We start from the raw sequence: 20,947 nt of genomic DNA on the forward strand, positions 1-20,947 counted from the left end.
ACACTTTTCCTAATCTACTTCTGCAACGCAGCTACGGCGTTCAGTAAAGGGGTGGGGCCAAAAGCCCGCAATGCTGCCTTACCAGCGGCCTGCCCAAGCTGGCGGCGCTTATTGGCATCATTTGCAAGAGTTTGTAATGCTTCCACTGCACACCCAATATCTGCCTCTGCCCACACAGCTTGAGGCACCTGATACACGCCCCGCGTATCTGTAGCTGTTACAAGTTTGTAAGAAATTGGCCAACCACAGTCTGATGTCAGAAATTCTGCTGTGGCAGACCAATCTGTGGCTATAACAGGACGTTCCAACAGCATGGCTTCTGCGGGCACCAGCCCAAATCCTTCGCTCCGGTGCAGGGAAAGCACAATATCAACTTGCTGTGTCATGGCGTACACATCTGGCATTGGCAGCATACGGTTTTCAAAACGGATATTCTGTGCGCCACCCGTAGCGTCCTTCAGGCGTTGCATATCTGCTGCATAATGATCTGCACCAGATATTTTCATGACCAACAGGCGGTCTTTTCTGTCTCCAAATGCCTGTCGAAATGCCGCTATAGCAGCCAAAGGGTTCTTACGTTCAAAGCTGGACGCAAGACTAAAAGAAACCAGTACCACCACAGCATCCTCGGGCCACCCAAAAGCCTGACGGTCTAGTTTAGAAGGCTGCGGAGGCACACACGCCAATGGGTAAGGCACAACCTTGACCCGGCCGGGCATAAGAGGTTCCAGCGCCCGTGCGCTAAAGTGGGAAGGAGTCCAGATTTCATGCACACAAGGTACACCTGCATGCCATTCTGGGGAGGCAACCGGCAGTTCCCACACCCAATAACCCACAATGCGCCGCCCTAGCACATGTTTGCGGCCCAGACGCAAAAGAGCTGTGGGCGTTTGTGGCGCATTTACATGCAGCACCAAAGCCGCTTTTGGATCTGCAAAAACAGAATCCAGCCCTGCCTTCCCCTGCGATTGTAGAAGACCTGCTTCTACACCTTCTGCCTTTACCCCTTGAGAAAGCAGACCACGCAGAAGTAATCTGGCCCCTTCACCTAAGCCAGAACCCCGGCCAAGCTCTCCTCCAATAATCACGTTTGCATCAGCAATAGGCGTGGGGCTAACCGCTTTAGGGGCAAGCAAAGCAGTAGCCTTGGCCAATAAACGCCGCCTTTGGGCTACAGGAAACAGACGCCACAAGTGATGGAGAGGATGAAGAGAAGATGTCACTCGTACTGTCCGTCACCTGAAAATAAGAAGAAAGTTGAGACAAAGCAGGGATTGCAGCCCCGCACAACCCACCGCATACTTTTGCACATGCGGTGCTGTTCCTTTTTTCATTCCCCCATACACGCCGAAATACCTTCTCCCCCTAGATATCTGGAGAGCGGGGTATGAGTTGTGCATCCAAGCGGCATGTGCGACCCGATAGCGCATTTCGTTTTCGGGCTGTTTCTGCCTTACTGCCGCCTTCTCCCCCCGCTTTGCCTGCTGTGTGTATTGAATATCCACCGCCAGACATCAGCCCGTGGATTGCGGGAAACTGCGGTATTCAAGGTGTGCATCATTTTGAAAGCCGCCGCCCCGGCCCCCATGTGGCTGTTACAGCCCTGATGCATGGCAACGAATACGCTGGGGCCTATGCCCTGCAACAGCTTCTTAGGCTGCCATTACGCCCGTTACATGGGCGATTAAGCCTGATTTTTCTTAATCTGGCTGCTTATAAAACCTTTAACCCCGCACGCCCCACCTTATCCCGCTTTGTAGAAGAAGACATGAACCGGTTATGGCAGCCGGAGTTAATTGCCTCGGCGCACACATCTGTCGAAATGCAACGCGTACGCGAAGTGCTGCCTGTGCTGGAAACGGTAGATATTCTTTTAGATATCCACACCATGCTCTGGCCAGCACAACCCCTTTTCCTGTGCAGCATGGCGGAAAACAGCCGAGACCTTGCCTGTTGCGTATCTGGCGCGCAACCCAACCCACCTGCTGTTGTTCAGGATGGTGGACATGAGGATGGATTAAGGCTGATTGATTACACCCACTTTAATACGCCACATTCATATACGCGTGCTTGCCTATTGGAAGCGGGGCAACACTGGCAAAAAGATGCCGCACAGCAAGCGTTGCTCAGCACCCGCCTGTTTCTGGCACAAACCGGCACTCTCCCTTCCGCTCCTACATTCGCACCACCTTCAGAACCTGTATGGCAAGCTGTGGTGACAGACTGCGTACGGGCGCTGACATCTCGCTTTGTTTTTGTGCAGCCGTTTGTAAGTGGCAGCGTTATCCGTAAGGCGGGCACTGTTATTGCTTTTGATGGGCAAGATGAAATTCGTACGCCCTATAATAACTGTATCTTGGTTATGCCCAATTTACGCCCACGCCGGGGGCATACAGCCGTAAGGCTTGCCAAGCGCCTTAATAACAAAACGGACATGCAAGCCTAAGCCTACATGCCCGTTCTGATACCCTAAAAGGCGAAGTTATTATGCGCGGCTATAGATAGGAAATTTAGCGCACAGAGCCTTAACGCGTTCATGCACAGCGTTTTCAACTTCGCTGTTACCCTCACCGCCAGAAGCAGCCAGAGCTGTCAGAACCTCGTCAATCATTTCACCAATCTGGCGGAACTCTTCCTCACGGAAGCCGCGAGCCGTTGCTGCCGGGCTGCCCAAACGCACACCGGAAGTGATGGCGGGCTTTTCCGGATCAAACGGAATGGCGTTTTTGTTGGCTGTAATACCAGCGCGTTCCAGAGCCTGTTCCGCAGCTTTACCAGTTACCTTTTTGGGGCGCAGATCAACCAGAAGCAGGTGTGAATCCGTGCCACCTGTTACGATATCAAACCCACGTTCCACCAGAACTTCGGCCAGAACGGCTGCGTTTTTCTGCACCGCTTTCTGGTATTCCTTAAATTCCGGACGGAGGGCTTCACCAAACGCCACGGCCTTACCGGCAATAACGTGCATCAGCGGGCCGCCCTGCAAACCGGGGAACACAGCAGAGTTGATCTTTTTAGCCAATGCTTCGTCATTGGTCAGGATCAGACCGCCACGTGGGCCACGCAGGGTTTTATGAGTGGTGGAGGTTACAATATGCGCGTATTCCAACGGGTTCGGATACAGGCCAGCAGCCACCAAACCAGCAAAATGCGCCATATCCACCATAAGAAGTGCACCAACTTCATCCGCAATGCGGCGGAAGCGGGCAAAATCAATAATACGCGGATATGCAGAGCCACCAGCCACAATGATGGATGGTTTATGCTCACGCGCCAGCCGTTCCATTTCCTCATAGTCCAGCATGCCGTCCTGCTGACGCACGCCGTACTGCACGGAATTAAACCATTTGCCGGAATAGTTGGGGGCTGCACCGTGGGTAAGGTGGCCACCAGCGGCAAGGCTCATACCCAGCACCGTGTCACCCGGTTTGCCCATAGCCATAAAGGCCGCTTGGTTGGCGTTGGCGCCAGAATGCGGCTGCACGTTGGCAAATGCGGCACCAAACAGGGTTTTCACGCGGTCGATGGCAAGGTTTTCAACCTTATCCACTTCCACACAGCCCCCGTAATAGCGGCGGCCGGGATAACCTTCGGCATATTTGTTGGTTAGCACGCTGCCCTGAGCCTGAAGCACAGCTTCAGACGCCATGTTCTCACTGGCTATCAGTTCAATGCCTTCCTGCTGACGCTTCAGCTCGCCTTCAATGGCGGCTGCAACATCCGGATCAGTCTGGGCTAGAGACGCATGGAAAAAGCGATCCAGATCCGTGTGGCTCATTCAGGTGTTCCCTCAAAATCAGACAATATGTTCACCAGCATATTTGCCGGGCGGCAGGCGGTGTCCGTTTGTTACGTTAGAAACACATCTTGCCAGGATGTGCTGCTGGCCTGTTTATAGAAAAAAGACCGTTGGAGGCTTCTTACCGCTTTCCGTGCGGCCCGGACAGGAGAAAAATATATGGAGCAGAAGTCTGCCCCCTCTGTAACATCGGCATTTACGCGATGTTTACCGCTAGACAAGCTACAGGCAGCACCGGGGCTTAAGCGTGTTCTGGGGCCGGGAAGCCTTGTAGCGTTGGGTGTTGGCGCCACAATTGGGGCTGGCCTATTTTCTCTTACCGGCATTGCCGCTTCTGAAAATGCTGGACCTGCTGTGGTTCTTTCCTTTTTTATTGCAGCCATTGCCTGTGGCTTTGCCGGGCTCTGTTACAGCGAACTGGCCAGCATGATCCCCATTGCGGGAAGTGCCTATACCTATGCGTATGTCACGCTAGGCGAAATGATGGCATGGATTATTGGTTGGGATCTGGTGCTGGAATACGCCGTGGGCGCGGCTACTGTTGCGGTTAGTTGGTCTCGGTATGTGGTGTCCTTATTGGATTCGTGGGGGATCGTGCTGCCCCCACGGCTTACGACCTCCCCCTTTGAAACCGTGCAGATGCCTGATGGCAGCATGGTTTCGGGGCTGATGAACTTGCCCGCAGTTTTTATTACCTGCCTGGTTTCATGGATCCTTATTCGCGGGATCTCGCAATCCGCTATGGTGAATGCCGTTGTGGTAGTCATCAAACTATTAGTGATTACGGCGTTCATTGGCTTTGGCATCCACTACATCAACCCGGCCAACTATCACCCCTTTATCCCACAAAATACAGGCACCTTTGGGCAGTATGGCTGGTCTGGCATCATGCGCGCTGCGGGCACCATCTTTTTTGCCTATGTGGGGTTTGATGCCGTTTCCACCACAGCGCAGGAAACCAAAAACCCGGCGCGTGATATGCCCATTGGTATTTTGGGCAGCTTGCTCATTTGCGCGTTGGCTTATGTTTGCTTCTCTTTTGTGATGACCGGTCTGGTCAATTACAAAGACATGCTGGGAGATGCCGCCCCGGTAGCCACAGCTATTAACCGCACGCCCTATACATGGCTGCAACTTGCTATCAAAATTGGCATTATTTGTGGGTTTACATCCGTGCTCATGGGTATGCTTTTAGGCCAGAGCCGCGTGTTTTTTGCCATGTCCCGCGATGGTCTGCTGCCCCCCATGTTTAGCGCCACACATCCAAAATATCAGACACCTTGGATGTCCAACGTCTTTTTCATGCTTATCATCTGCCTGCTAAGCGCGTTTTTGCCCATTTCTGAGCTGGGGCACATGACATCCATCGGCACGCTTCTGGCTTTTATTCTGGTATGCGCTGGCGTAATGATCCTACGCCGCAAGGCACCTGATCATCCACGTGCCTTTCGGGTTCCCGGCGGAGACATTATTCCCATTTTAGGTATTCTCTCCTGCGGCACGGTCATGGTCTCGCTGGATGGACTGACATGGATCCGGCTGGTCGTATGGCTGGCCATCGGGATGGTGATTTACCTTACCTATGGCCGTTACCATAGCGCATTAGCGCGACCCAGCATTCCGCCAGACAGGGTTGCATAAAGCGCACAGGCGCGCATACTTCTAGGCAGCATTCACCCGTCTGTCCCGCCCGCCGTGGTTGGGGTTCTTTTAAGCACCCCGCCACGCCCGCAGGCAGCAGCAAGGAGATCCTGCCCATGATGGCTGGCCGTTTTCCTCTGGCTCGCCCCCGGCGCAACCGGATTGATGATTTCACGCGCCGCTTGGTTGCTGAAAATACGTTGGGCATCAACAACCTCATCTGGCCTATCTTTTTTATGGAAGGCACCAACACGGTTACCGAGGTGTCCTCCATGCCCGGCGTACACCGTGTAACGCTGGATAAACTGGCCGCACATGTTGAGCCCGCTGCAAAGCTGGGCATTCCGGCTTTGGCCCTTTTCCCCATTACGCCCACAGAAGCGCGGGATGAAAAAGGCACGGAAGCCACAAACCCGGATAACCTGATGTGCCGGGCCGCCCGCCTGCTTAAAAAAGAATTTCCAAACGTCGGGCTGATTGGTGACGTAGCACTGGACCCCTATACCAGCCACGGCCACGATGGTCTGATTGAAAATGGCTACGTGGTGAATGATCCATCCGTAACCATTCTTTCCCAGCAAGCAGTAAATCAGGCTGCTGCCGGTGTAGACATTATTGCCCCATCAGACATGATGGATGGCCGTATTGAGGCTATTCGGCGTGATTTGGACGGCAACGGGCTGATTAACACCCGGATTATGTCCTACGCAGCCAAATACGCCAGCGCATTTTACGGCCCGTTCCGTGATGCTCTGGGGTCTGGCGGTATGCTGAAAGGTGATAAAAAAACCTATCAGATGGATCCTGCCAACAGCGATGAAGCCCTGCGTGAAGTAGAAATGGACATTGCTGAAGGCGCAGATATGGTGATGGTCAAACCCGGCCTGCCGTATCTGGATATCATCCGCCGTGTGAAAGATGAATTCCACGTGCCCACCTTTGCCTATCAGGTATCTGGTGAATATGCGATGCTGATGGCTGCCATCCGCAATGGCTGGCTGGATCATGAACGTGCCGTTATGGAAAGCCTGCTAGCCTTCCGCCGCGCGGGTGCCAATGGCATTTTAACGTATTTTGCTATTGAAGCTGCAGAACGTATCCGGGCATCTTTCGGCCAATAAGTTGCCAGTCAATATCACGACATATGGGCCAGAGCTTTCTGGCCCATAATTTTGTTGCGGGATCATTTCTCCCCATGACGTCATCGCAAGACAGGCCGCATTTTTTCTACACCGCGCCACCCGGTGCCTGTCCGTATCTGCCCAATCGCATTGAGCGTAAAATACTGGTGGATCTTGCAACCCCGGATGCCAACTTCCTACACAGCCGCCTTTCCCATGCCGGTTTCAGGCGGAGCCATACCTTGGCTTACGCACCTATTTGCGATGGTTGCTCTGCCTGCATTCCTATTCGTTTGCCTGTCAGAAACCTGACGCCTCATCGCACACAAAAACGCGCAGTCCGGCGGAATGCTGATCTTATGCGCAGCCTCCTGCCCCCTACCGCTACAGACGAACAATACACACTCTTCCGCAGATATCTGGATAGCCGCCATTCCGATGGTGAAATGGCGGGCATGTCCATGCATGATTACCGGATTATGGTGGAAGAAACGCCTGTAGATACGCGACTTGTCGAATTTCGTGCGCCAGACGCCACCTTAATGGCCGCCAGCCTAATTGATGTTCTGGAAGATGGGCTTTCTGCTGTTTACAGCTTTTATGAGCCTAACTGCCCTCAGCGTTCTCTCGGCAGTTTTGCCATTCTTTCCTTGGCAGAATTAGCCATGCAGATGGAGTTACCATACCTGTATCTGGGGTATTGGGTGCCGGGCAGCCCTAAAATGGCTTACAAAGAACGCTTTCAGCCCGCAGAAATTTTGCGCAATGGCACATGGCAGAAGTTGGATCTAAACTATCCCCCCAAAACAGAAAGGGCCCATCCGTTTCCGGAAGGCCCTCTGTTCTAAGTGGCAGTGCTTAAGGCTTTTTACCCGCCCAAGGTGGCGCAACTTTGCCAACAGCCGCGCGGCGGCTAACCCAATCTTGCAGATCAGCAAACTGGCGCACACGCGCAGTGCCCGGCCAGTGCAGCCCATCTGCGGCGGTAAACACCACAGCTTGGCGCAACCCTCCTCCATCCGAGTATTTCTGCAAAGCCACACCAAGGCCGCGCGCCATGACGGGCAACTGCTCCAATGGAAAAATCAGGAATCGCCGGTTATCCCCCACAACGGCAACATGGTCTCCTTCTGCGGGTACACATATGCGGGCAAACTCGCCTTCCTTCAGGTTCAGCACCTGTCGGCCCGATCGTTTTTCCGCCACCAAGGCTTCTTCTTCCACCAGCATGCCACGCCCAGCGCTTGAAGCCACCAAGCGGCGTTTGCCATCTTCTATCGGGAAAACAGCCAGAAGGTCTTCATCGTTGGAAAGGTCAATCAACAGGCGAATAGGCTGCCCATCCCCGCGGCCTCGCGGTAAATCGGCCCCTTTTACGGTATAGGCTCGCCCATCTGTTGCAAAGAAGCAGAGCCTATCTGATGTCTGGCAAGGAATAGCCAGCTTGAGAGCATCCCCTTCCTTAAACTTCTGATTTTCCAGATCAACATTATGGCCTTTAACCGCACGCACCCATCCTTTTTGAGAAAGGATCATGGTGAGTGGTTCGCGCTCAACTTCTTCCACCACAGAAATATCAACAGGCTTGGGTGCAGAAAGGATAGTGCTTCTACGCTCACCCAAACGACCTTTCCCGAAAGCTTTGATCATGGTCGTTAATTCGCGCTCGATCGTTTTCCAGCGCTGTTTTTCACTATCAAGCAATGCCATTAATGCTGCTTGCTCGGCAGAAAGCGCATCATGCTCCTTGCGGATTTCCATTTCCTCAAGGCGCCGCAAACTCCGCAGGCGCATGTTGAGCACGGATTCTGCTTGCAAATCTGTTAGCTTGAACGTGGCTATCAGGCTGGCCTTGGCATCATCCTCTTCCCGAATAATGCGAATAACCTCATCCAGGTTAAGATAAACAGCAAGAAAACCCGAAAGAATTTCCAGCCGCCGTTCCACCGCTGTCAATCTATGGCGGCTTCGGCGTTCCAGCACTTCATGCCGATGGTTCAACCATGCCTGAATAACCTGCTTAAGCCCCATTACACCGGGTGAACGATCCGCCCCCAGCACATTCATATTCAGGCCAAAGCGACTTTCCAGCGGTGTGGCGCGAAACAATGTTTCCATCAGCACTTCTGGTTCTATACCGCGTGTTTTGGGCTCCAGAATCAGACGAATTTCATCCGTACTTTCATCACGGATATCCCCTAGCAAAGGCAGTTTTTTCTGATCCAGCAAATCAGCAATCTGCTCAATCAGGCGAGATTTCTGCACCTGATACGGAATTTGCGTAACCACAATATGCCACGTACTAAAACGGCCCTGTTCAACCTCCCACCGCGCACGCATTCTAAAGCTGCCACGGCCTGTTTCGTACGCCTGCAAAATAGCATCCGAATCTTCCACAATCAGGCCACCGGTGGGAAAATCCGGCCCCGGCATAAGCTCTAGCAGCTCCTGCGTAGTGGCAGAGGGTTTACGCACCAACAAAGCAGCCGCAGCGCAAACTTCTGCTGCATTATGAGGGGGAATACTGGTGGCCATACCCACAGCAATACCTGCCGCACCATTGGCAAGCAGATTGGGGAAAGCCGATGGAAGCACAACGGGTTCCTGCTCCTCACCATCATAGGTGGGGCGAAAATCTACGGCATCATCTTCAATGCCGTCCAACAGGGCCACAGCAACTTCTGTCAGGCGAGCTTCCGTGTACCGCATGGCGGCCGGGTTATCACCATCAACAGAACCAAAATTCCCCTGCCCTTCTACCAGCGGGTAACGTGCAGCAAAATCCTGCGCCAGCCGCACCAGCGCTTCGTAAACAGAAGCATCACCATGAGGGTGGAACTTACCGATAACATCACCCACTACACGGGCGCATTTTTTAAAACCAGAAGCCGGATCTAGCCGGAGCTGATGCATGGCATAAACCAAGCGCCGATGCACCGGCTTAAGCCCATCCCGCACATCCGGCAAAGAGCGGGACATGATGGTGGAAAGCGCATAGGCCAGATAACGCTCACTCAGCGCCTCTGCCAGTTTTGTTTCCTCAATATGTCCTGCGGTTTCGCTCATCTGCCATCCCTGGAAAGCTGTGCATGATCCATTAAAAACAAGACATACAGCCCTCGTATCGGTTGTGCCAGTCTTGCGCTACTCGGTTATAGGTGTTTGGTCTGCCAGAACACGCATTTCCAGCCGATCATAGAGCCGTTGGCGTGCTGCGGGTAAGGGTAAATGGCGCTGGCCAAAGGCGTCGCGCGCCAGAAAATGGCCTGTTAGGCGTAAACCTGCCAACCAATCTGCCGCATGACCGGTTTGTTCTGTATCTCGCAAAAAAGACGGAAGTGGCAAAAGCCGATCTTTCCACTCTCCTGCACCTTCCTCACTAACTGCGCGCCCTGTACGTGGTGAGACACAATGCAGATTTTCTGTGCTGCCGGTAACCGCACAAGCGGAAAGATCCAGCCCAAAACCTAAAGTTGCCAGCAGTGCCATTTCCCACCGCACTACGTGTGGCATACCTTCCCGTTCTGCAACAACAGGATCATACCCCAAAAAGGTAAGTAAACGCACAGTTTCTGCAAAAAGGAATGGGCAAGGATCAGCTTCTGGCAACGTAACATCCGCCAACACACAAACAGATTGCACCATGCCCAGCGCTAACGGAGCATCCAGCAATCGTGCAGCACAGGCGTAAAGTAGCTCGCCAGAAATTTGTAATGGTGCTGCGGCGCTGCGTTTATGAAAGCTGGTTTTAACCACATTGCCCGGTTGCCATAGGGCGCGGCCCGCTTTACTGGCACCGCCATAGGCTATACCCCGCAGAGGGCCGTAATCTTCTGTTAGAACGTGTATGCGTGCGCTGGTTTCGCCCTGCACACCTGCAAAAAGCACAAGGGCGGGAGCCTCCTTTTCATAGGAAGTCCCGCCCTTGTCCATCACTCGGAAAGCTCGACCTTAGACGCCAGCAACCTTGGCGACTTCAGCGGCAAAGTCATCTTCTTCTTTTTCGATGCCTTCACCCAACTGGAAGCGATCAAAGCCAACCAGCTTAACGCCAGCTTTCTTCAGCACGTCTTTCACGCGGGTTTCGCCATCATGCACCCATACCTGCTCCAGAAGCACAACTTCTTCGTAGAACTTACGGATGCGGCCTTCGACCATCTTTTCGATGATAGCTTCTGGCTTGCCGGAAGCGCGGGACTGTTCAATCAGCACTGCGCGTTCACGTTCAACTTCTGCCGGATCAAGGCTGGTAACATCCAGGGCGGAAGGACGTGTGGCAGCAACGTGCATGCCAACCTGACGGCCAAGCTGTTCGATAGCTTCATCAGCGGTCGGGGCTTCAATAGCAGCCAGAACGCCAATCTTGCCCAGACCGGGCCGCAGGGCACCGTGAACATAGGTAGCAACCACGCCAGACGGCACAGTAAACACACGTGCCCGACGCAGGGTCATGTTTTCACCGATGGTTGCAACCAGATGCGTCAGTTCATCAGCAACGGTACGACCGGTTTCCAACGTGGCAGCCTTAATGGCTTCCAGATCTTCACCAACCTTAAGCGCAACTTTAGCAACGGATTCCACAAAGTTCTGGAAGGATTCGTTACGGGCCACAAAGTCGGTTTCAGCGTTTACTTCAACCATGGCAGCCACTTTGTCTGCAGAGGCAACGCCTACCAGACCTTCAGCAGCAACACGGCCAGATTTTTTTGCCGCAGCAGCAAGGCCCTTAGTACGCAGCCAATCAATAGCGGCTTCGATATCACCGTTGGCTTCGTTCAGTGCTTTTTTGCAGTCCATCATGCCTGCGCCAGTTTTTTCGCGCAGTTCCTTGACCAGTGCAGCCGTAATTGCCGCCATAATTCTATACTCCTTGAAAAACCCGAACGCGCCCACTTAGGGGCGCGAACCGGAATATTCCATGGCCTGCCAATGCAGGCATTCATGCAGGAAAAAACAGCCCGGCATGATAACCGGGCTGTTTGTGTATTCCGTTAGCTTGCAGCCGGTGCTGGTGCCGGTGTTTCTGTTGCCGGAGCGGCTTCCAGAGCAGGCTCAACAGGCAGTTCTTCAGCAGCGCCGATATCCTGACCGGAAGCGCCCAGTTCTGCGGAAATACCGTCCAGAACAGCGGAAGAAACCAGATCGCAATACAGGCCGATAGCGCGGATGGCATCATCGTTACCCGGAATCGGGAAGGTAACACCACGCGGATCGGAGTTGCTGTCCAGAATAGCCACAACCGGGATACCCAGCTTGTTGGCTTCTTCAATAGCCAGCTTTTCCTTGTTGGTGTCGATCACGAACAGGATGTCCGGCAGGCCACCCATTTCCTTGATCCCGCCCAAGGAGCGTTCCAGCTTGTCGCGCTGGCGGGTCATGTCCAGAATTTCTTTCTTGGTCAGACCAGCGGTTGCGCCGTCCAGCGTTTCTTCAATGCCACGCAGGCGCTTGATGGAACCCTGAATGGTCTTCCAGTTTGTCAGCATACCGCCGAGCCAGCGGTGGTTGACGTAGTACTGACCGCAACGACGAGCTGCTTCTGCAATCGGATCCTGCGCAGCACGCTTGGTGCCAACAAACAGAACGCGGCCACCACCAGCAACAGTGTTGCGGATAGCCTGCAGAGCACGATCAAGCAGGCCAACGGTCTGCTGCAGATCAATAATATGAACCTGGTTGCGCACACCGAACAGATACGGCGCCATGCGCGGGTTCCAGCGACGGGTGTGGTGACCAAAGTGAACACCAGCTTCCAGAAGCTGACGAAGGGTAAAATCAGGCATCGCCATAAGCGTATTCCTACCTTTCTGGTTATTCCTCCGCGAGGCGTTACCCTGCCGGATAGGCAGAGCACCAGATGGTGTTTTCCTCGCGTGCGTTATGCTCCCGGCCTTGACCGAGCGCGGCCCTTATGGCCGTTTTTTTGCGCTCGGACAAGATAAAAAACGCTCTTTTCAGGCTGCGTCTTCTGCCTTGGAGACTGTTTCTACTGGATGGGCGTATTTGTTAGGCACACCACTACGCGCCAGCAGAGCACGAAGCGACTTTACAACAGGGAACACTTCAACGTTGTGATCTCCGCCCAGTTCACGCCATGCGTTCTGTTCCATTTCCACAATTTCGCGGTCTTCTTCAAAGATGCGATGTGTGAAAATACCCAGCGCAGGCCATGCCAGATTGAGCAGGAAGTTCCATTTGGGTTTTTTAACAGAAAGCAGACCAAACGCCTGCGTAACCTGCTGTGTTTCACCCAGCGGCACATAGGATGTCCACAAATCCATGATCAGATCGCCATCCTTATCATGAATCTGGAGTGTCTGATATGGATAGGTGGTACGGATGGACACAACTTCTTCAACCGGCTGCTCCCGGTCTTCGTAGTCATGATGCTTGCCAAAAATCAGGGCTTCAGCCAGCGGCTGATTACCACCTTTACGGGCAAAGCTATAGCGTGCTTCCAGGAAATCATCACCCTTATCCTGCCCCAAAAAACGCGCTGTGATGGAGCCCATCTGCCGCCGATGCAGGAACTGATGGTTCATGTCCATCAGGTTTTCATGCATAAAGGTGTAGTGGCATTTCAGCCGCGGGCTGAACATACGGGTTTTGTATTCCGGGTTCCCCACCTGCGCCACATCAGGCACGGGCACTTTATCAGCCAAAGCCGGATCACCGGGGAAGATAAAGATCAGGCCGCTTTTTTCACGGCAAGGGTAAGACTTAACCGGACGGCCCACCCCTTCCTTGTTCAGATAAGGCACGGTTACACATTTACCTGCGCGGTCAAATGCCCAGCCGTGGTAGCAGCATTTTACACACCCCTTATCATCCACAACGCCCTTGCTCAGCGGCACCTGCCGATGTGCGCAACGGTCTTCTAGCGCATAAACAGGCCCATATTCAGGGCGAATAAGTGCGATGGGGTGGCCAGCATAACGCGCGGCAAATGTTTTGCCGGGGCGCACCTTGTGCGACCACGCCACAGGGTACCAGAAATTAGGATCACAATCGATCTGCCGAAGATCATAATGCGGCGTATTAGAACCGTCCGCCTGTTTTCCCTTGGCCTCTTCCACCAGCATGACGTCACCCTTTCAGAATCCAACAAGGCTGATGCAGCAGGAACAACATCACCTTAAAAACATGCCTATGCCCACGTGCCCTACAATTCCGCATCACGAAACTGCCTGAACAAACATGGGCGGGGATGACGCCTTCAAGATATTGAAGCTGCTTTTTGCTCAAGCCCTGCCGCGCCATCACATGGGTGGGAAGGTTAGCCGATTTTGTATGCTGCGCCCAGATGCAAACAACCAACCAAGCTGTGCACTGGCCGCAACGGTCCTATCCTGCCAGACCACATACCTCATAGAAACAGGCACTCTTCATTGCATTATTGCGGGGCGTGATTTTCCAGAAGATGCGTAGAAGACGGCTGATTGTTACCGGGGATTGTCTCACTTGGGCTTTCCACCACCCCGGACTTCTTGCCATGCGGGGTATGGTGAGGATGGTATTCCTTAACCGGATGAGCCGGGTTCTTGCCATCGTTAGAAGGCGGTTGCGTGCCGGGTTGCTCATCTACCGTGCGTGGGTTGCTCCATAGCTTTTTAGATGGATCAACATGCTCACCATTCGGCCCTTCGGCCGCTTTTGAGGGAGCCTTCCCCTGCTGGGAAGCAGCGCCCTCGGCTGTAGGCGGCGTACCACTATTATCCTGCGCCATAGCCAATGCTGGCATCACACTTAAAGACGCGCCAAGCAGCATAGAAGTTAAGATTTTCTGCATGGGATATTCCTTTTAATAAAATGAGGTATCCCGTTTTCCAACGCCAGTAATTTGGAAGAGTTGCAAATTTTATTTTTTCAGAATTTCCCTTATTTTTCCATAAGATTCTGGATGGCATGAGAGCGCTTTTCCATCCAAATGCGTAACAGTACGCAAGGAAAGGCTGTTTGTTAAATACACCCCTTGCGCTTTTACAATATCTTCGTAACAGACAGGCCGCTCTTGCATTACGCCCACATCTAATAGCAGCCTACGGGCAATGCCCGGTAAAGCGCCTTCTGTAACAGGAGGTGTTATCAACCCTGCCTCTGTTTGCATAACAATATTACTAATTGTGCTTTCCGCTATATACCCTTGCATATTTAGTAAAAGGGCATCATCGCAGCCTTTTCGCTCTGCTTCCTGCCTTGCTACAATACCGGGCAAATAACTGAGCGATTTAATACGAGAAAGTGGGGAAAGCTCATCTCTGCGCACCAGCTCACTCACACACACACGAACAGACTGCTCCCTAAAAACACCGGCAGCACCTGTTATAAAAACTGTTGGCTTGCAGTGTTCTGGCGGCAGCAGGCCGCGTGGCGCCACCCCGCGCGTTACAGTCAACCGGACAGAGCCATTCTCAAAACCAGCACATGCCAAAAACTCCCGGATCGCCTGCAAAGTATTCTCTTGCTCTGGAACAGGTAACCCCAGAACTTGAGCACCATTACAAAGACGCTGATAATGCCATAAAAAATGCGGTACTGTGCCGTTCTTTATACGCAAAGTTTCAAACAACCCGTCTCCCAATGTCACGCCACGATCTAGCGGGCTGATAGCAGCTTGGTCTACGGGATATATTTTGCCGTTTAACCAGATAATACTCACGCCTGCCCCCAGAACTTCTGAAATGGTGCAAATTTCAGGCGCATTTCTTCATATTCCTTTTCTGGGTCAGATAGAATGGTTACACCACCCCCAACACCAATACTCAGATGATTTTTGGAATGCTCCAAACTGCGAATAATTACGGAACTGTCCATACTGCCATCTATTCCAATACGAAACACAGTGCCGCAATACGCACCTCTGGCAGAGGCTTCCAGCTCATCTATAATCTGCATGGCCCGATATTTGGGGGCTCCTGTTACCGATCCTGGGGGCAACGTTACTTTCAAAAGATCAAAAATATCTTTATCAGGCAGCAACTTTCCACGAATTTCTGAAACCAAATGATGCACATGCGGAAACTGCTCTACCACCAGCAGGTCTGGCACATATACGCTGCCTATTTGTGCCATACGGCCAATATCATGCCGCATGAGGTCAACAATCATCAGGTTTTCGGCACGCTCTTTTTCATCATGTAGAAGTGCATTATGCCAAAAAGCATCTTCTTCTGGCGTTTGCCCTCGTGGTGCCGTGCCTTTGATTGGCCGTGATGAAACACAACCATTCGCATCCACTTTCAAAAATCTTTCTGGGGAAGAAGATAGCAGCGCAAAATCTGAACCGCATGACAAATACGCACCAAAAGGTGCTGGTATTTGCTGCCGTAACGCACGGTAGACCTCAGCACTCAGCACATTTTTGGCTATTTCCGTTGTATATCGACACGTTATATTCGCCTGAAAAATATCTCCTGCAGCAATATAATTCCGTGTTTGCGTAACGCTCTGACAATAAGCTGCATGATTTTGGTCTGGAACAAACAGCTTGGTTACATGTAGCTTATATGGTGGAACACGCTCAGGAAGCATGTTCCATTCCCTTATAGACTGCGCCACATTGGGTTCATTCACAAAAAAACTTGAAATTCCTGCAAGAAACACACGTTTTTCAAAACGATCCCAAATAAAGGCATGATCATACATACCTGCCGCCAATGCGGGTGTATTCCGGTCTTTATGGCGAGATAAAACGCCTTCCAGAATCATTCCCATTTGATAACTGGCAAACCCAATAAGACCACCCCAGAATGGAATACCTTGCTGGCATGATCCTCCCGCATATTCCTTTAATTCATCATGAAAAATACGTAGAATTTCAAAAATATTATCAGAAGAAATTATCGGTTTTTTTGTGCCATCCACCTCTATTTCATGAGGCCAGGCCACCACTGTATGACATGGGTTGTGGCAAAAAATCTGCCATCGGCTTCGATTATCTATCTTGCCGCCACTATCCAGAAAAGCACACCATGGCTGTTGCCCCCATGCCGATAAAACAACATCGGGCTCCCTCCATTGTAGCTCCTTTACCTGAACCAATGTTAGACCTGTTCTACCCGAGAAACGCCAGAAAGTGTGCGCAACCTTTGCCCTAAAACGGGTGTAACCTTGTAACGGCCTCGTAGGCGCACCTCTACATCGCAACTATCTGCAACACCCGGCAACAAAACAACCCGCCCTGCTCCGCCCTTTTGTGGTTCCAGAATAGCTTGCAAATCTGGCAAGGCATCGGGCTTTTCTAACCATACCCGCATTTCGCTTTGTCCTTGTGCCGCAGCGGCTTCCAAATCCACAATATCTGTAGCGGTAAGCCGCAGAGCTTCGCCTTCCAGCTTTAAATCGGCTGTTACGAGTATAGCGGTACCAGCTACCAGAATATCACGCACACGCGTCAGCACTTCCGAAAAAACAGTTACTTCGCAACCACCAGATGCATCGGAAAGGCGTACCCATGCCATTTTATTACCTGTGCGGGTTGGGCGTTCCTTTTTATCCACCACACAGCCAGCAATTTTAACCCGGCCACCACCCAGTTCCGCCGCCGTTAACAACTGAGATGTGCGCGTCACACCCAAACGGCGCAGTACCGAACCATAAGCATCCAACGGGTGGGCTGTCATATGGAAGCCAATAGCTTCTGCCTCCATCGCCAGACGTTCAAATTCTGGCCAATCGTGCCCTTCCACCAACCGCAGAGGCTCCACTTCACCTGGGCCACCAAACAACCCAATCTGGCCAGAAGCTGCCTCCTGCGCCTGGCTATGTGCCCGCCTTAAAATAACATCTGCTGATCTGAAAACACGGGCCCGGTTTTTATCAATACATTCAAACGCACCAGCTTTTGCCAGATTTTCCAACTGCATCCGGTTGATGTGCTTGGGATCAATACGGATTGCAAAATCTGCTAGATTTTTGAAAGGTTTTTCTCCCCTCACCTCCACCAGAGATTCCATTGCGCCATAGCCCACCTTTTTGATGGCAGCTAGCGCATAACGGATTGCGTATGTTCCATCTGGCTGTTTTTCGACCGAAAAATCAGCTTCTGATTTATTGATATTTGGCGGCAACACTGCAATATGCATCCGCTCTGCTTCCTGACGCAAAGCAGCAAGTTTTTCTGTACGTTCCCGCGCCAAAGACATACAAGCAGCCAAAAAGGCCACTGGATGGTTAGCCTTCATCCATGCTGTTTGGTACGAAACAAAAGCATAAGCAGCGGCATGAGATTTATTAAAGCCGTAATCTGCAAACTTAGCCATAAGGTCAAAAACCTCAACGGCTTTATCACGGTCAATCCCGCGCTTGGTGGCGCCTTCTGTGAAAATTTCGCGCTGGTGATCCATTTCCGAACGGATCTTTTTACCCATGGCACGACGCAGCAAATCTGCGCCACCCAGGCTGTAGCCAGCCATTTTTTGGGCAATCTGCATAACCTGTTCCTGATAGACCATGATGCCATAGGTCTCTTCAAGAATATCGCGAATTTCCTCGTGCGGGGGCTCCCATACCTCTCCATGTTTTCTACGGCAATAATCGGGAATATTCGCCATTGGCCCTGGGCGATACAGCGCCACAGCTGCAATCAGGTCTTCTATGCGGGTTGGGCGCATTTGTTTAAGAACATCGCGCATGCCCGCGCCTTCAAACTGGAAGACGCCAGCGGTATCACCCCGCCCCAACATTTCATACGTTTTGGGGTCATCCAGCGGAATGTGGCTGAGATCTACATCCTTGCCCATACGGCGGATGAAATCGACACCCCGTTTGAGAATAGTGAGTGTTGTTAAACCAAGAAAGTCGAACTTAACGAGCCCCGCCTGCTCAACAAACTTCATGTTATATTGAGTGACGAGCGTATCACTTTTCGGGTCTCGGTACAGCGGCACAAGCTGCACAAGCGGCCTATCGCCTATCACCACCCCAGCCGCATGCGTACTGGCATGGCGGAAGAGCCCTTCCAACTGCTGGGCTATTTCCAGCAGCCTGCGCAGGGCCTCATCATTATCACGCATTTCCTGCAGCTTGGGTTCACCTGCAATGGCTTCTTTCAGGGTGACCGGTTTGGCAGGATTGTTAGGGATAAGCTCTGCCACACGGTTAACCATACCATACGGCAAACCCAGCACACGCCCAACATCCCGCACAGCAGCACGCGCTTGCAGCTTACCGAAGGTAATAATCTGCGCAACACGGTCTGATCCATATTCATGCCGCACATAGGAAATCACTTCGTCTCGCCGATCCTGACAGAAATCGATATCAAAGTCAGGCATGGAAACGCGTTCTGGATTTAGAAAACGTTCGAACAGCAAATTAAACGGAATAGGGTCAATATCCGTAATGGTAAGCGCCCATGCAGCTAAAGACCCCGCACCAGAACCACGGCCCGGCCCAACCGGTATGCCATGCGCCTTAGCCCACTGGATAAAGTCCGCCACGATCATGAAGTAACCGGGGAACCCCATTTTGGAGATAATATCCAGCTCGAAACGTAAACGTTCCTTATATTTCTCTACTGTTTCTGCATCCAGCTTCATGCCGGACATACGGTGTTCCAACCCTTCCCACGCCATAGCACGCAGGGTTTCATCTTCTGTCGCGCCTTCTCTTACCTTAGGGCAAACTGGCAAAAGCGGCTTGCGGGTTTCCACCTTAATGGCGCAGCGGCGGGCTATTTCCAAAGTGTTGTCACACGCATCTGGCAAATCGGCAAAAAGTGCGCGCATCATTTCCGGCGGCTTGAACCAATGCTCCGGCGTTACACGAAAGCGGTCTTTTTCTGCCATCGTGCGCCCTTGAGCGATGCACAACAGGGCATCCTGTGCTTCGTACATTTTTGGTGTAGGAAAAAAGCACTCATTCGTTGCCACTAATGGCAAACCAAACCGATCGGCCAACGTCAGCACGCCCGGTTCCACAGCTTTTTCAACGCCTAATCCATGCCGGTGCAGTTCTACAATCAGCCTGTCACCAAAGGCTTCATGCACACGGGCCAGCCATTTTTCGGCATCTTCCGTTTGCCCTTCTGCTAGCATCTGAAAAAGTGGCCCACGTGTGCCACCTGTCAGCAGCAACAGCCCCTCTGCTTTCTCACATAGCAAATCCAGAGAAACAAAAGGGTCTGCCGGATCTGAATTTTGGAACCCGGCTGAAGAAAGAAACTGGAGATTCGCCAACCCTGCTTCATTCTGTGCCAGAAGCACTACAGGCTCGGCGGGGGCGCCGGGTTTGTCATTACGCGCAGGCAGGCCGATCTGGCTGCCAATAATAGGCTGAATACCGCTTTTGGTACAATACTGAGAAAATTCCAACGCCCCGAACAGATTGCCTGAATCTGCAATACCCACAGCAGGCATGTGCATTTCCTTCGCCAGCCCCACAATATCGGGCACACGAATGGCCCCCTGGCTAAGCGAATAGGCAGAATGAACACGAAGATGAACAAAATCAGCGTAAGACATGCGTCTTTATAGCACAGACTGGAAGCTTTTCACTCTACCTAAAGTTTTGTTTCAAGCTAGTCACCACGCGTGTGGGGAACACCCAACGAGCACGACCTTATTTACGGAGTCAGCCGGTTCATCCCCGCGTGTGCAGGGAACACCGTGGCGTGCGCCGTTTCGTGTTCCTGCCTATCGGTTCATCCCCGCGTGTGCGGGGAACACAGTTGCAGCGCGTCTCCGTTGGTGTAGATTTTCGGTTCATCCCCGCGTGTGCGGGGAACACATAGATAAATTCAGATCATATAAGGTATTTGAAGGTTCATCCCCGCGTGTGCGGGGAACACGTGATGATGACAGCGTTGCCACGCGCCTCAGCCGGTTCATCCCCGCGTGTGCGGGGAACACCAGCAATGCGGATTTGTTCCCAGCGCGTTCCTCGGTTCATCCCCGCGTGTGCGGGGAACACCAATTTGTGCTGTGGTGCGATCTGGCTGCCAGCGGTTCATCCCCGCGTGTGCGGGGAACACGTGCCACCATCCAGAGTTGAAAGCGCCTTGGCCGGTTCATCCCCGCGTGTGCGGGGAACACTTTGCCTGCACGCCTGCTTTGATGGCGCATTCCGGTTCATCCCCGCGTGTGCGGGGAACACTGTGCCTGGTCAACTTCCTGCGCCACGCTGACCGGTTCATCCCCGCGTGTGCGGGGAACACTCCTGAAATCCGGCTGCCATTTGCGGGATACCCGGTTCATCCCCGCGTGTGCGGGGAACACCACCAAGGCCTCTCTCGCCAACCTACGAGATCCGGTTCATCCCCGCGTGTGCGGGGAACACTCTTTGTGGAACCATTTGATTCCATAGCATTATTTTACTGTCAAAGAATCCACCAACCATAAAAGGGCCCAGCCACTTCTGGAATAGTGGCACATTCATGGATACATTG

General features: G+C 52.5%; 15 protein-coding genes and 1 CRISPR repeat array. Of the genes, 4 read left to right on the plus strand and 11 right to left on the minus strand.

Going from position 1 to position 20,947, the window contains the following annotated elements; translation table 11 throughout:
* Window positions 1–14 precede the first annotated feature (14 nt).
* Window positions 15–1,223, minus strand: a complete 1,209-nt coding sequence (locus tag FKW19_RS04630) for a glycosyltransferase family 4 protein (RefSeq protein ID WP_089179358.1) — start codon at window positions 1,221–1,223, stop codon at window positions 15–17.
* Between the two features lie 164 nt (window positions 1,224–1,387).
* On the opposite strand from FKW19_RS04630, the gene FKW19_RS04635 reads away from it, so the two are divergent.
* Window positions 1,388–2,446: a succinylglutamate desuccinylase/aspartoacylase family protein gene (locus FKW19_RS04635; RefSeq protein ID WP_238331320.1), complete on the plus strand. Its 1,059-nt coding sequence runs from the start codon at window positions 1,388–1,390 to the stop codon at window positions 2,444–2,446.
* A 39-nt stretch (window positions 2,447–2,485) separates the two neighbouring features.
* Here the strand turns inward: FKW19_RS04635 and glyA are convergent, their stop codons facing one another.
* Window positions 2,486–3,778, minus strand: a complete 1,293-nt coding sequence (glyA, locus tag FKW19_RS04640) for a serine hydroxymethyltransferase (protein ID WP_006117459.1) — start codon at window positions 3,776–3,778, stop codon at window positions 2,486–2,488.
* A 180-nt stretch (window positions 3,779–3,958) separates the two neighbouring features.
* Between glyA and FKW19_RS04645 the strand changes: the two genes are divergently transcribed.
* The 3 genes from FKW19_RS04645 (at window position 3,959) to FKW19_RS04655 (ending at window position 7,409) form a co-directional block, all read left to right on the plus strand.
* Entirely contained in the window at window positions 3,959–5,440 is a 1,482-nt protein-coding gene (locus FKW19_RS04645; protein ID WP_006117460.1) for an amino acid permease, read from the plus strand.
* A 116-nt stretch (window positions 5,441–5,556) separates the two neighbouring features.
* Window positions 5,557–6,561: a porphobilinogen synthase gene (gene hemB, locus FKW19_RS04650; protein ID WP_006117461.1), complete on the plus strand. Its 1,005-nt coding sequence runs from the start codon at window positions 5,557–5,559 to the stop codon at window positions 6,559–6,561.
* A 74-nt stretch (window positions 6,562–6,635) separates the two neighbouring features.
* The gene (locus FKW19_RS04655) at window positions 6,636–7,409 is read left to right on the plus strand and encodes an arginyltransferase (RefSeq protein WP_063354952.1); all 774 of its coding nucleotides are present in this window, start codon (window positions 6,636–6,638) and stop codon (window positions 7,407–7,409) included.
* Window positions 7,410–7,419: 10 nt separating this feature from the next.
* On the opposite strand, the gene parC is transcribed toward FKW19_RS04655, so the two are convergent.
* The 9 genes from parC to dnaE all read right to left on the minus strand — a co-directional run bounded on the left by parC (window position 7,420) and on the right by dnaE (window position 20,024).
* Entirely contained in the window at window positions 7,420–9,627 is a 2,208-nt protein-coding gene (gene parC / locus FKW19_RS04660) for a DNA topoisomerase IV subunit A (RefSeq protein WP_089179359.1), read from the minus strand.
* Window positions 9,628–9,705: 78 nt separating this feature from the next.
* The gene (gene recO, locus FKW19_RS04665) at window positions 9,706–10,494 is read right to left on the minus strand and encodes a DNA repair protein RecO (protein ID WP_193561089.1); all 789 of its coding nucleotides are present in this window, start codon (window positions 10,492–10,494) and stop codon (window positions 9,706–9,708) included.
* Window positions 10,495–10,512: 18 nt separating this feature from the next.
* Window positions 10,513–11,418, minus strand: a complete 906-nt coding sequence (gene tsf, locus FKW19_RS04670) for a translation elongation factor Ts (RefSeq protein ID WP_035351905.1) — start codon at window positions 11,416–11,418, stop codon at window positions 10,513–10,515.
* A 134-nt stretch (window positions 11,419–11,552) separates the two neighbouring features.
* Complete coding sequence (gene rpsB / locus FKW19_RS04675; protein WP_089179361.1) at window positions 11,553–12,350, minus strand: 30S ribosomal protein S2; 798 nt, start codon at window positions 12,348–12,350, stop codon at window positions 11,553–11,555.
* 165 nt (window positions 12,351–12,515) lie between these two features.
* The gene (locus FKW19_RS04680; protein ID WP_063354443.1) at window positions 12,516–13,643 is read right to left on the minus strand and encodes an aromatic ring-hydroxylating dioxygenase subunit alpha; all 1,128 of its coding nucleotides are present in this window, start codon (window positions 13,641–13,643) and stop codon (window positions 12,516–12,518) included.
* A 311-nt stretch (window positions 13,644–13,954) separates the two neighbouring features.
* Window positions 13,955–14,350 carry a hypothetical protein gene (locus FKW19_RS04690; protein WP_063354444.1) on the minus strand — a complete coding sequence of 132 codons (396 nt, stop codon included), beginning with the start codon at window positions 14,348–14,350 and terminating at the stop codon, window positions 13,955–13,957.
* Between the two features lie 69 nt (window positions 14,351–14,419).
* Complete coding sequence (locus FKW19_RS04695) at window positions 14,420–15,220, minus strand: aminotransferase class IV (protein ID WP_089179362.1); 801 nt, start codon at window positions 15,218–15,220, stop codon at window positions 14,420–14,422.
* A complete protein-coding gene (locus FKW19_RS04700; RefSeq protein WP_089179363.1) occupies window positions 15,217–16,602 on the minus strand; it encodes an anthranilate synthase component I family protein in 1,386 nt (461 codons plus the stop codon). Before FKW19_RS04700 ends, FKW19_RS04695 begins: the two co-directional genes overlap by 4 nt.
* 2 nt (window positions 16,603–16,604) lie before the next feature.
* The gene (dnaE, locus tag FKW19_RS04705) at window positions 16,605–20,024 is read right to left on the minus strand and encodes a DNA polymerase III subunit alpha (protein WP_006117471.1); all 3,420 of its coding nucleotides are present in this window, start codon (window positions 20,022–20,024) and stop codon (window positions 16,605–16,607) included.
* Window positions 20,025–20,139: 115 nt separating this feature from the next.
* A CRISPR array of direct repeats spans window positions 20,140–20,838; the repeat unit is 28 nt; unit sequence GGTTCATCCCCGCGTGTGCGGGGAACAC.
* Window positions 20,839–20,947: the final 109 nt, after the last annotated feature.

Origin of the sequence: Acetobacter sp. DmW_125128, assembly GCF_008704325.1 — a bacterium.
GTDB classification, from domain to species: Bacteria; Pseudomonadota; Alphaproteobacteria; order Acetobacterales; family Acetobacteraceae; genus Acetobacter; species Acetobacter oryzifermentans.

Bases quoted from the DNA above. Each gene is read 5' to 3' on its own strand.
- hemB (WP_006117461.1), top strand. From the start codon at position 5,557: ATGATGGCTGGCCGTTTTCCTCTGGCTCGCCCCCGGCGCAACCGGATT.
- glyA (WP_006117459.1), bottom strand. From the start codon at position 3,778: ATGAGCCACACGGATCTGGATCGCTTTTTCCATGCGTCTCTAGCCCAG.
- tsf (WP_035351905.1), bottom strand. From the start codon at position 11,418: ATGGCGGCAATTACGGCTGCACTGGTCAAGGAACTGCGCGAAAAAACT.
- recO (WP_193561089.1), bottom strand. From the start codon at position 10,494: ATGGACAAGGGCGGGACTTCCTATGAAAAGGAGGCTCCCGCCCTTGTG.
- FKW19_RS04645 (WP_006117460.1), top strand. From the start codon at position 3,959: ATGGAGCAGAAGTCTGCCCCCTCTGTAACATCGGCATTTACGCGATGT.
- parC (WP_089179359.1), bottom strand. From the start codon at position 9,627: ATGAGCGAAACCGCAGGACATATTGAGGAAACAAAACTGGCAGAGGCG.
- rpsB (WP_089179361.1), bottom strand. From the start codon at position 12,350: ATGGCGATGCCTGATTTTACCCTTCGTCAGCTTCTGGAAGCTGGTGTT.
- FKW19_RS04635 (WP_238331320.1), top strand. From the start codon at position 1,388: ATGAGTTGTGCATCCAAGCGGCATGTGCGACCCGATAGCGCATTTCGT.
- dnaE (WP_006117471.1), bottom strand. From the start codon at position 20,024: ATGTCTTACGCTGATTTTGTTCATCTTCGTGTTCATTCTGCCTATTCG.
- FKW19_RS04655 (WP_063354952.1), top strand. From the start codon at position 6,636: ATGACGTCATCGCAAGACAGGCCGCATTTTTTCTACACCGCGCCACCC.
- FKW19_RS04680 (WP_063354443.1), bottom strand. From the start codon at position 13,643: ATGCTGGTGGAAGAGGCCAAGGGAAAACAGGCGGACGGTTCTAATACG.
- FKW19_RS04690 (WP_063354444.1), bottom strand. From the start codon at position 14,350: ATGCAGAAAATCTTAACTTCTATGCTGCTTGGCGCGTCTTTAAGTGTG.